12 protein-coding genes are annotated in these 11,335 nt (G+C 69.7%); all 12 read right to left on the reverse strand.

Going from position 1 to position 11,335, the window contains the following annotated elements; genetic code table 11:
* Nucleotides 1–71 precede the first annotated feature (71 nt).
* A complete protein-coding gene (locus OG885_RS05615) occupies nucleotides 72–1,004 on the reverse strand; it encodes a glutaminase (RefSeq protein ID WP_405726931.1) in 933 nt (310 codons plus the stop codon).
* A 49-nt stretch (nucleotides 1,005–1,053) separates the two neighbouring features.
* Nucleotides 1,054–2,466 carry an aspartate ammonia-lyase gene (aspA, locus tag OG885_RS05620; RefSeq protein WP_405726934.1) on the reverse strand — a complete coding sequence of 471 codons (1,413 nt, stop codon included), beginning with the start codon at nucleotides 2,464–2,466 and terminating at the stop codon, nucleotides 1,054–1,056.
* Nucleotides 2,467–2,574: 108 nt separating this feature from the next.
* Entirely contained in the window at nucleotides 2,575–3,591 is a 1,017-nt protein-coding gene (locus tag OG885_RS05625; RefSeq protein ID WP_405726937.1) for an asparaginase, read from the reverse strand.
* Nucleotides 3,592–3,746: 155 nt separating this feature from the next.
* Nucleotides 3,747–5,213, reverse strand: coding sequence for an amino acid permease (locus OG885_RS05630; protein ID WP_405726940.1), 1,467 nt, complete (start codon nucleotides 5,211–5,213; stop codon nucleotides 3,747–3,749).
* Complete coding sequence (locus OG885_RS05635; protein WP_329343924.1) at nucleotides 5,210–5,893, reverse strand: FadR/GntR family transcriptional regulator; 684 nt, start codon at nucleotides 5,891–5,893, stop codon at nucleotides 5,210–5,212. The genes OG885_RS05630 and OG885_RS05635 overlap by 4 nt, the downstream gene beginning before the upstream one ends.
* 158 nt (nucleotides 5,894–6,051) lie before the next feature.
* Nucleotides 6,052–6,888 carry an undecaprenyl-diphosphate phosphatase gene (locus OG885_RS05640; RefSeq protein WP_194077504.1) on the reverse strand — a complete coding sequence of 279 codons (837 nt, stop codon included), beginning with the start codon at nucleotides 6,886–6,888 and terminating at the stop codon, nucleotides 6,052–6,054.
* A gap of 48 nt (nucleotides 6,889–6,936) precedes the next feature.
* A complete protein-coding gene (gene crcB / locus OG885_RS05645) occupies nucleotides 6,937–7,290 on the reverse strand; it encodes a fluoride efflux transporter CrcB (RefSeq protein WP_405726944.1) in 354 nt (117 codons plus the stop codon).
* The gene (locus OG885_RS05650) at nucleotides 7,287–7,673 is read right to left on the reverse strand and encodes a DUF190 domain-containing protein (protein WP_405726947.1); all 387 of its coding nucleotides are present in this window, start codon (nucleotides 7,671–7,673) and stop codon (nucleotides 7,287–7,289) included. The genes crcB (OG885_RS05645) and OG885_RS05650 overlap by 4 nt, the downstream gene beginning before the upstream one ends.
* Nucleotides 7,670–8,128 (reverse strand): fluoride efflux transporter CrcB, encoded by a 459-nt coding sequence (gene crcB / locus OG885_RS05655; protein WP_405726950.1) that lies wholly within the window; start codon nucleotides 8,126–8,128, stop codon nucleotides 7,670–7,672. The genes OG885_RS05650 and crcB (OG885_RS05655) overlap by 4 nt, the downstream gene beginning before the upstream one ends.
* Before the next feature lie 61 nt (nucleotides 8,129–8,189).
* Nucleotides 8,190–9,152 carry an SMP-30/gluconolactonase/LRE family protein gene (locus OG885_RS05660; protein WP_405726952.1) on the reverse strand — a complete coding sequence of 321 codons (963 nt, stop codon included), beginning with the start codon at nucleotides 9,150–9,152 and terminating at the stop codon, nucleotides 8,190–8,192.
* A gap of 29 nt (nucleotides 9,153–9,181) precedes the next feature.
* Nucleotides 9,182–9,469 carry an ArsR family transcriptional regulator gene (locus OG885_RS05665; protein ID WP_405726955.1) on the reverse strand — a complete coding sequence of 96 codons (288 nt, stop codon included), beginning with the start codon at nucleotides 9,467–9,469 and terminating at the stop codon, nucleotides 9,182–9,184.
* Between the two features lie 190 nt (nucleotides 9,470–9,659).
* A complete protein-coding gene (locus tag OG885_RS05670) occupies nucleotides 9,660–11,219 on the reverse strand; it encodes a glycosyl hydrolase 53 family protein (protein ID WP_405726958.1) in 1,560 nt (519 codons plus the stop codon).
* Nucleotides 11,220–11,335 lie beyond the last annotated feature (116 nt).

Here is an 11,335-nt window from a genome sequence, read left to right on the forward strand (position 1 = left end):
TGTCAGGTGCGGGGCTGTGGGGGCTGGTCGCGCAGTTCCCCGCGCCCCTCAGGTGCGTCACGTGACCCTTCTCAGAACACTGACAAGCCCGTCAGTGTCGTGAATCTGTCCAGTGCCGCCACTCCCGCCACCGAGTTGCCCCGTTCATCCAGGCCCGGGCTCCATACGCACAGCGTGCACCGTCCCGGTACCACCGCGATGATGCCGCCGCCGACTCCGCTCTTGCCCGGCAGGCCGACGCGGTAGGCGAAGTCGCCCGCCGCGTCGTACGTCCCGCAGGTCAGCATCACGGCGTTGACCTGCTTGGCCTGGCTGCGGGTGAGGAGGCGGGTGCCGTCGGCGCGGATGCCGTGACGGGCCAGGAAGCCCGTCGCGAGGGCCAGGTCGGCACAGGAGGCGAGGAGGGAGCACTGCCGGAAGTACTGGTCGAGCAGGCCGGGCACGGGGTTGTCGATGTTGCCGTACGACGCCATGAAGTGCGCGAGGGCGGCGTTGCGGTCACCGTGGGCGGACTCGGAGGCGGCGACCTCCTCGTCGAACTCAAGGGCCGGGTTGCCGCTCTCCGCGCGGAGGAAGGCGAGCAGTTCACGGGCCGCGTCCCCGGTACGGGTGAGCAGCCGGTCGGTGACGACGAGGGCGCCCGCGTTGATGAACGGGTTGCGCGGGATGCCGTTCTCGTACTCCAGCTGGACCAGGGAGTTGAAGGGGTTGCCGGAGGGCTCCCGGCCCACGTGCTCCCAGAGTTCGTCGCCCTCGCGGGCCAGGTCGAGGGCGAGGGTGAAGACCTTGGTGATGGACTGCGTGGAGAACGGCTGCCGCCAGTCCCCCACCCCGTACACCGTGCCGTCGAGCTCCGCGACGGCCATGCCGAAGCGCCGCGGGTCGCAGGCCGCGAGCGCCGGGATGTAGTCGGCGGGGCGGCCCCGGCCCGGCGTTCGCTCGATCTCCTCGGCGATACGCTCCAGGACCGGCTCGAAGGTCATGGACGAACTCATGATCACCATTGTGCCTCCGGGCCGGTCGGACCGCGCATCCGCCAGGTGCGGGGACTGATCAGGCGAGGGCCTGCCCGCTGCCCGCGACGACCTCGGGCCGCAGCAGAGCTGCCAGCGTCTCGGCGGGCAACAGCCCCTTCTCCAGGACCAGTTCGGCGACCCCACGACCGGTGACGAGCGCCTCCTTGGCGATGTCGGTGGCGGCCTCGTACCCGATGTGCGGGTTGAGGGCGGTCACCAGGCCGATGGAGTTCTCGACGCTCGCGCGCAGCTTCTCGGTGTTGGCGGTGATGCCGTCGACACAGCGCTCGGCGAGGGTGCGGCAGGCGGCTCCGAGGTGCGTGATGCTCTCCGACAGGGAGTGCAGGATGATCGGCTCGAAGGCGTTCAGCTGGAGCTGTCCGGCCTCGGCGGCCATGGTGATGGCGACGTCGTTGCCGATGACCTCGAAGGCGACCTGGTTGACGACCTCGGGGATCACCGGGTTGACCTTGCCGGGCATGATCGACGAACCGGCCTGCACGGGCGGCAGGTTGATCTCCCCGAGCCCCGCGCGCGGACCCGACGACAGCAGCCGCAGGTCGTTGCAGCTCTTGCTGAGCTTGACGGCGATCCGCTTGAGCACGCCGGACATCTGGACGAACGCCCCGCAGTCCTGGGTGGCTTCGACCAGGTTGGCGGCGGTGACGAGCGGCAGCCCGGTGAGGGCCGAAAGGTGGCGCCGCGCGGCCTCCGCGTAGCCGGCGGGAGCGTTGAGCCCGGTCCCGATGGCAGTGGCCCCCAGGTTGATCTCATGGATCAACTGGACGGCCTCGTCAAGGCGGTTGCGATCCTCGTCAATCATGACGGCGTACGCGGAGAACTCTTGACCGAGCGTCATCGGCACCGCGTCCTGCAACTGTGTACGGCCCATCTTGAGCACGTCACGGAACTCGACCGCCTTACGGGCGAAGGAGTCCTGCAGTACAGCCATCGACCTGAGCAGTCCACGCACCGCGAAGACCGTGGCGACCTTGACGGCGGTCGGGTAGACGTCGTTGGTGGACTGGCCCAGGTTGACGTCCTCGTTGGGATGCAGGTGCTGGTACTCGCCCTTGGCGTGCCCCAGCAGCTCCAACGCCCGGTTGGCGACGACCTCGTTGGCGTTCATGTTGGTCGAGGTACCGGCGCCGCCCTGGATCACGTCGACCACGAACTGATCGTGCAGCTTCCCGTCCCTGATCTCCCGGCACGCCTCGACGATCGCGGCGGCCTTGCGGGGCTCCAGCAGCCCCAGCTCCTCGTTGGCGAGAGCGGCGGCCTCCTTGACGGCGGCGAGGGCGTCGATGAGGTGGGGGTAGGCAGAGATAGGGGTCCCGGTGATGGGGAAGTTCTCGGTGGCCCGCAGCGTGTGCACGCCCCAGTAGGCATCGGCGGGAACGTCCCGGTACCCGAGCAGATCGTGTTCGACACGGGCGACGACGTAGGTCATGAGGTTCCGTACTTCTTTCTGAGAGGGGTGAGTGTCCTAGGGGCGCGGGGAACTGCGCGACCAGCCACAACCGGTCCGCAGCCGCCCTTCAACAGATCCGGCACATCCTTAGGCGCAGGCCGAAACCACCACCGGCTCCAGCGACCGAACCGGCCGCACACACCCCACCGGCTCCCCGCCCCCAAGAAGCGCCTCGCCCTGAAACTCGGTGAGCAGCTCCGTAGAGACGCCGGCCCACGCAAGCGCCGCCGCCGCCACAGGAATCCGCGCCCGATTCGCCCCGTCCGCGATCTTCACGGCAACGGCCCGACCATCAGGCAGCGCGGCAACCTGAACCCCCTCGAACCCGTCCTTGGCGAGCAGCCCAGGCACGGCCCGCATCAACGCCGCCACATCCCGCCCGGCCCCGGAAGCCATCTCCGCATGCCCCCGCATCGCATCAGCGACACGACCCTCAGCAGTACCCGCCCCGGCGGAGGCGATCCGCGAGACGGCACGGGCCAGCCCGTTCAAGGACACGGAGAACAGAGGCGCCCCGCACCCGTCCACCGTCACGCGCGCGATCCGCTGCCCGGTGAGCTCCTCGACGACCTCGGCGATCGCGATCTGCAACGGATGCGTGGGGTCCAGATACCCCTCAAGAGGCCACCCGTTGAGCACGCACGTGTACAGCATCGCCGCGTGCTTGCCGGAACAGTTCTGCGCGAGCCGCGAGGCCGCCCGCCCCTCCCGTACCCACGCGTCCCGGACGCTCGGTCCGAACGGCATGTCGGGAACGTTGCGCAGGGCGTCCTCGGAGACCCCGGCCAGCTCGAGGATCCGCCGCGTCCCGGCGAGATGCCGCTCCTCACCGGAGTGACTCGCGGCGGCCAGCGAGAGCAGCTCGCCGTCGAGCGGCAGCCCCGCCCGCACCATGGCGACCGCCTGCACCGGCTTGAGGGCCGAGCGCGGATAGAACGCGGCCTCGATGTCGCCGAGCTGGAACCCGACGCGGCCGTCGGCGCCGAGGACGACGACGGAACCGTAGTGGATGCCCTCCACGACCCCGCCGCGTATCAGGTGGGCGACGGGAGCGTGGAGGGGCTCGCGGATCAGGGGTGCGTCCGCGACGGAACTGCTGAACATAGCTGCCTTCTCGGGAAGCGCCACGCGGATCACGCGCGGTCGCCGGTGGAGGGGGTCTCGGCGGTCACGTGAGGGGTCACGTGTCCGTACGGTCGGTGGATCCAGGCGCGGCGTGAGTGCTCACGCGCCCGCGCCCGTGGGGTGGATCTCGGCGCTCACGTGAGGGGTCGCGTGTCCGCGCCGGCGGATCGGTTCTCGGTCGCCGTGCGGGCGACCCGGCCGCGGACGGCGTACCAGCCGGCGACCAGCGCCCCGACGATCAGCGGCAGACACAGCACGGTGGTGCGTCCGACGCCGCCGTCGGCGTACATGAGGACCAGGACGGAGGCGAGGAACGCCAGCGTCACGAGTTCGGTCCAGGGGGATCCCGGCAGTCGGTAGCCGGGGCGGGTCAGTTCGCCCTTCTCGGTCTTCTGCCAGAAGAGCAGGTGACAGACCATGATCATGCCCCAGGTGGACAGGATGCCGATCGCGGCGAAGTTGAGCACGATCTCGAACGCGTCGGCGGGGACCACGAAGTTGAGGCCGACGCCGAGGACGCAGATGCCGCTGGTGAGCAGGATGCCGCCGTAGGGGACCTGGCTGCGGCTCATGACGCCGGTGAACTTCGGCGCGGAGCCGGACTTGGCCATGGAGCGCAGGATGCGGCCGGTGGAGTACAGGCCGGAGTTGAGCGAGGACATGGCCGCGGTGAGGACGACGAGGTTCATCACGCCGCCGGCCGCCGGGACGCCGATGTTGGAGAGCACGGTCACGAACGGGCTCTGCCCGCCGGTGTACTTGTTCCAGGGCAGCAGCATCGACAGCAGGACGACCGAGCCGACGTAGAACAGGCCCACGCGCCACATGATCGAGTTGATCGCCTTCGGCATGATCTTCTCGGGGTTCTCGGTCTCACCGGCGGCGACGCCGACCAACTCGACGGAGGCGTAGGCGAAGACCACGCCCTGGAGGATCAGCAGCATCGGCATCAGGCCGTTGGGGAAGACGCCGCCGTTGTCGGTGATCAGGGCCGGGCCCGGGGTGGTGTCGCCGACCTCGTGCTGGGTGACCAGCAGGAAGATGCCGATCAGCATGAACGCCACGAGGGCGCCCACCTTGACGATGGCGAACCAGAACTCCATCTCGCCGAACATCTTCACCGAGATGAGGTTCACGGTGAGGACCACGGCGAGGGCGACCAGGGCGATCACCCACTGCGGGATGTCGGAGAACATGCCCCAGTAGTGGGTGTAGACGGCCACCGCGGTGATGTCGGCGATGCCGGTGGTGGCCCAGTTGAGGAAGTACATCCAGCCCGCGACATAGGCGCCCTTCTCGCCGAGGAACTCCCGGGCGTACGACACGAAGGCGCCGGAGGACGGGCGGTACAGGACGAGTTCGCCGAGGGCGCGGACGACCAGGAAGGCGAAGACTCCGCAGACCGCGTAGGCGATGAACAACGAGGGGCCGGCGTCGGCGAGGCGACCGCCGGCGCCGAGGAAGAGGCCGGTGCCGATGGCGCCGCCGATGGCGATCATGTTGACGTGCCGGTGTTTGAGGGACTTGCTGTATCCCTCGTCTCCCGCGTCGACATGGCCGGAACGTTTCTGCACACCGTCGTGCAGGCTCTGCTCGCTCACGCCTGGGGTTCGCCTTCCGTGGGGGTGTCCGTGCCCTTGCCAGGGGGACGCACGATGTCGGTGAGGGTGGTCTCGACGCGGTCGAGGTGGTGGGACATGGCCTCCACCGCGTCGTGTTCGGAACCGTCCAGCAGCGCCTCGACGATCGCCCGGTGCTCGCGGTTGGACTGCTCGCGGCGTCCGCCCAGCTCGTTGAGGAAGGCCGACTGACGCGCCAGTGCGTCGCGGATCTCCTCGATGACCCGGCGGAACACCGGGTTCTGGGCGGCCTCGGCGACGGCCAGATGGAACAGCGTGTCCATCGCGACCCACGCGGTGGTGTCCGTCTCCCGCTCCATGCGGTCGAGCAGATGGGCCAGGTGGTCGAGGTTCTCCGGGGTGCGGCGCAGGGCCGCGTACCCGGCGACGGGGATCTCGACGTGCCGGCGCACCTCCAGCAGGTCGCTGGCCGCGTAGTCGCCGAAGGTCGGGTCCTCCACGGCGCTCGCGACCACGAAGGTGCCCTTGCCGGTCTTGGAGACGGTCAGCCCCATGGTCTGCAGCGCCCGCAGGGCTTCGCGCAGCACGGGGCGGCTGATCTCCAGGGTGCGGCAGAGCTCGGCCTCGGAGGGGAGCTTGTCGCCGATGGCGTAGTCACCGCGCTCGATGGCGGCGCGCAGATGCGCCAGCACCGCTTCCATGGCGCTGATGCGCCGCGGGGGCTGTCCGGCTGTCCGGCTGTCTGACAGGTTCACGGGAGAGATACTCCGGGCGATGGGAGGGTGCTGTCAAGGCGCCTCAAAGGGGATTTTCACGGGGCGTGTGAGGTGAATGCCCTCTCACGCCCCGTCGGGGCCGGTCAGCTGTCGAGGACGCCGGTGGCCAGCAGGCCGAAGAGCAGGACGCCGACGACGATCCGGTAGATCACGAAGGCGTTGAAGGAGTGCTTGGCGACGAACTTCAGCAGCCAGGCGATGGAGGCGTAGGCGACGACGAAGGAGACGGCCGTGCCGACCGCCAGCGGGGCGGCGCCCGCGCCGGTGCCGAGCGCGTCCTTCAGTTCGTAGATGCCGGCGCCGGTCAGGGCGGGGATGCCGAGGAAGAACGAGAGCCGGGTGGCGGCGACGCGGTCGAGGTCGAGCATGAGCGCGGTCGACATGGTGGCGCCGGAGCGCGAGAAGCCGGGGAAGAGCAGGGCGAGGATCTGGGAGCTGCCGACCAGCATCGCGTCCTTGAGCGTGGTGTCGTCCTCCCCGCGCTTGTGCCGGCCCATCTGGTCGGCCGCCCACATCACACCGCTGCCGACGAGCAGCGAGCCCGCGACCACCCACAGCGAGGCCAGCGGCCCCTCGATGAGCGGCTTGGCGGCAAGTCCGACCGCGACGATCGGGATGGTCGCGTAGATCACCCACCAGGCGAACTTGTAGTCGTGGTGGTACCGCTCCTCCTTGTCACGCAGCCCGCGGAACCAGGCGGAGACGATCCGCACGATGTCCTTGCGGAAGTAGACGAGCACGGCGGCGATCGCGCCGACCTGGATGACGGCCGAGAACCCGACGACGGCGTCGTCGTCGACGGGGATGTTCATGAGCCCCTCGGTGATCTTCAGATGACCGGTGGAGGAGACGGGCAGGAACTCGGTCACCCCCTCGACGGCTCCGAGGACGACGGCCTGACCGACGCTGATGACGCTCATGGGATCCAGTTCTTCCGGCGGGGAGGACGAGACAAGGCGGGCACAGTTTTACACCGCCTGGGCAAGCTCCACGCCCACGAACGCCGCCCCCAGACCTGCGGCCAGACTCGCGCCGACATTGACGAGGGCGTAGAGCCCCGCCCCCGTCTCGGCCAGCCGCAGGGTCTCGTAGGAGAACGTCGAGTATGTCGTCAGGGCGCCGCACAGGCCCGTGCCGAGCAGGAGGCGCAGGTCCGGTCCCGCCGCTCCGGTGACCAGGCCCAGCACCAGACAGCCGGTGACGTTGACCGCGAAGGTGCCCCAGGGGAAGACCGAGTCGTGGCGGGACTGCACGGCACGGTCGGTCAGATAGCGCAGCGGCGCGCCGACCATGGCACCCGCGACGACCAGCAGCCAGTTCACAACGACCTCTTACCCTTCGCGCCCGTTTTGCCGGAGTCGCCCCCGGCGTCCCGACCGACGTACCGGATGACCTCGCAGTCGTCGAGGATCACCAGCCCCTCCGAGACGAGTTCGTCGAGCTGCGGCAGGAAGGCCCGCACCCGCTCCTCGGTGTCGACGATGACGATCGCGACGGGCAGGTCCTCGCTCAGGGACAGCAGCCGGGAGGTGTGGATCAGGGAGGAGGCGCCGAAGCCCTCGATGCCGCGGAAGACGCTGGCGCCGGCGAGGCCCGCCGTGTGCGCGCGGTGCACGATCTCGCTGTAGAGGGGTTTGCGGTGCCAGGTGTCGTTCTCGCCGACGAACACGGTCACACGCAGGGCACTGCCGGTCAGCCTCGTCATGGCTGCCTCCGCTTCAGGACGCGGCGGGTCGTGGTCGCGGCGAGCCACACCGCGGTGAGCGCCGCGAAGAGGGTCGCGGCGAGATAGGCCAGGCCCGTGCCGGGGTGGCCGGAGTCGACCAGGTTCCGGATGTCGACGGCGTACGTGGAGAAGGTGGTGAAGCCACCGAGGACTCCGGTGCCGAAGAACGGGCGGACCAGGCGGTGGGCCGCCCATAGGTCGGTGATGACCACCATGAACACGCCTATGACCGCGCAACCGACGACGTTGGTCCAGAAGGTCGCCCAGGGGAATCCACCCGGCTGGAGGGGCCACCACAGGGAGAGCGCGTAGCGGGCCGTCGCCCCGAGGGCGCCGCCGAGCGCCACGACGGCGACGACGGGCGCCTGGCCGCGCAGCACGGGCGGTCGCCGCGGGGCGGGGACGCGGAGGCTCTCGGTCTCCCGGGCTGTCATGGTCGTACGTCTCCCTGCCTGGACGGCCTGATCATGGCCGGTCAACAGGGTAACGCCGGGGTCACTTACCGCTGGGCGGCTCGCACAGGGCCACGCCCCGCTCCCACAGGCTGCCCAGGACCAGGTGGCCGGCCGCCTCGCAGACGCTGGTGACCATGCGGAAGCCGGAGTGGCGGCGGGCGAGGTGGTGGACGGTCTCGCCGGAGTCGTCGACGGCGAGGACGCCGATCGTGCCGGTGGGGTGGAAGGGAGCGCGGACCGCCACCCGGGCGGCGCCGCGGCGGACGGCGGGGGCGGCGCGGTGCAGCAGGTCGAGCGGGGGGACGCGGGGGCCGGCCAGGGAGACCCAGATCGGTCCGTCGGGGCCGGCCCGCCAGAGGTTGTCGGGCATGCCGGGGAGGTTCTCGGCGAAGGGTTCGGTGCGTCCCGCGTGGGGTCCGGTGAGCCAGTGGCGGGTGAGGCGGCGGGCGCCGGTCTCGGCGACGACGAGAAACGATTCGTCGGCACTCAGGGCCAGTCCGTTGGCGAACTGGAGTCCCTCCGCGAGGACTTCGGGCATCTCGCTGCCGGGGGTCAGGCGCAGGATCCGGCCGGTGCCGGTGTGCTCGACGAGGTCGCCGATCCACTGGTCCAGGGGGTAGCGACGGCTGGAGACCGTGAAGCAGATACTGCCGTCGGACAGGGCGACGGTGTTGCTGCAGAACCGCAGCGGCTCCCCCGCCACCGAGTCGGCGAGGATACGGACGACGCCGTCGGTCAGATCGACGCGCAGCAGTCCCAGTTCGGCGTCGCACACCAACAGCTGGTCGTCCGCGAGGAGTTCGAGGCCCAGCGGCCTGCCGCCGGTCTCGGCGAGGACCTCGACGCGGGTCGTGGCGGGATCGGCGAGGCCGTCCAGGCGCAGGATGCGGCCGTCCGCCACACCGGTGAGCACCCGGCCCCGGCTGTCGGCCACCACGTCCTCGGGGCCGTCGCCCCCGATGGCGACGTACCTGCGCGGGACCAGTTTCTGTGCACGCTCCACGGACTACCGCCTCTCTCGTCCCGCCCTGTCTACCAGCCTTTCTCAAACATGCGCGCGACCTCGGCTATCCGCACCTCGTCCCGCCGGTAGTAGACCCGGCGGCGGATCCGCCTGGTGCGCAGCAGGCCGATGTCGGCGAGCAACCCCAGGTGGGTGTCGGCGACTTGGCGGCGTACACCGAGCTTGGCGGCGACCGCGTCCGCGGTGACGCCGTCCTCGGCCGGGCAGCCGTGACGCTGGGCCGGGAAGTGCACCACCGGGTCCTTCAGCCACTCCAGGATGTCCAGCCGCCGCTGGCTGACAGGAGTCCTCAGCATGTCGTGCCCCTCCGTTCGACCTCCTCGTACCGCGTGTTCCCACTGTCCCGCAGTCGACGCCGTCATGGATGGACTTCTCACACCTTGTCCGGTACCGAACGCACTTGCGAGGAAAGGCGGTTCGGTACTCACACAGGACAACACAAGGGCCCGGCCGCGCACGCGCGGCCGGGCCTCTCGTCGGACGGCACTAGCGGTGGCTGAACCACGCCATCGCGGGCTGCGCCTTGTTGTCGTAGTCGAACAGGGCCTGGTTCTCCCAGCCGTTGCCGGAGGACGCGTCGGTCGGGTCCCAGCCGTTGCCGGTGACCGCGGTCCAGGTCGACTCCCAGTAGAAGACGCCGAGGCCACGGCCGTTCGGGACGGCTTCCACGATGCTGGCGACGTCGTTCATCCAGCGGGTCTGGCCGGCCGTGGTGGCGGGGTAGCCGGAGACCAGCTCGCTGGAGAGGTCGATGATGTTCTCGAAGGAGTCGTCGCTGTCGAGACGGAAGGGGTAGGCCGTCTCGGCGACGAAGACCGGCTTGCCGTAGCGCGAGGCCGCGTCGTCCAGGGTCGTCTGGAAGTCGGAGAGCGCGCCGTGCCAGTAGCCGTAATAGGACAGGCCGATCACGTCGAAGTTCACGCCGTTTGCCACCGCGTTGTCGAACCACCAGCGGGTGCCGGTCAGGTCACCGCCCTTGGCGAGGTGCAGCGCCACCTGGGTGGAGGAGCTGACCGCCTTGACCGCGCTGTAGCCCGAGTTGAGCAGCCCGGCGAGCTGTGACCAGTTGTCGGTGGAGCCCGCCGACCACAGCATGCCGCCGTTGATCTCGTTGCCCACCTGGACCATGTCGGCGGTGGTGCCCTGCGCCTTCAGCGCGTTGAGGACGTCGTAGGTGTGGTTGTAGACGTCCGTCTTGAGCTGGCTGTAGCTGTGGCCCGCCCACGCGGACGGCACGGTCTGGGCGCCCGGGTCGGCCCAGGTGTCCGAGTAGTGGAAGTCGACCAGCAGCTTCATGCCCTGCGCCTTGATGCGCTTGGCCATCGCCAGGACCTGGGTCTTGCCGTTGTAGCCGTCGGCCGCGTTGACCCAGACCTTCACGCGCGCGTAGTTCTGTCCGGCGGACTTGAGGATGGCGAGCGCGTCGCCGGTCGTGCCGGAGCTGGTCCTGTAGACGCCGCCCTTGGCCTCGCTCTTGGCGAGGGAGGAGACGTCGGAACCCTTGATCGACGTACTGGACGTACCGGACGCGAAGGTCAGGTCGTCGACGTTGATCCAGTTGCCGGCGTTCGCGTCACTGTTGATGCTGATCGTGCACTGGTTGTTGGTCACGCTGACCGGCACGACGATGCGCAGCCACCCGCTCGCGGAGACCGGCAGGTCGGTGCGCTGATCGGTGCCGCCGCAGTTCTTCAGGGCTATGTAGGCGGAGTTCTGGCCACCGCCGGAGCGGACCCACGCGGTGAGCTTGTAGTTCCCGTTGGTCAGCCCGGAGAGGTACTGGTACGTCTCCACCTTGTAGGCGGCGGACGAGTAGTGGGTGAGGCGGTAACTGCCGCCGTGGCCGCCGGCCTCGGTGTAGGAGGCGGCGGTCGTGCCGTACTCGGACCAGCCGGTGGGGGCCGACACGCCCGCGCCGTCGGACTCGAAGCCGCCGTTGGTCAGCGTGCTCGCGGCCTGGGCGGTCTGCGCGGGCAGGGCGGTGAGGGCGAGCCCCGCGGTGAGCGGGAGAAGCAGGGCTCTGAGGGTGCGTCTGGGATGGAACATCTTCGTCCGTCGTCCCTTCGACAAATGGGGTTGGGGATGCCTTCGCCGGGGACGACGAAGGGGCCCCTCCACCCGCGGCTCGCGGCTCGCACGGGCGGAGGGGAGTCGGTGGGGCC

The organism is Streptomyces sp. NBC_00028 (genome assembly GCF_045041065.1).
Taxonomy (GTDB): domain Bacteria; phylum Actinomycetota; class Actinomycetes; order Streptomycetales; family Streptomycetaceae; genus Streptomyces.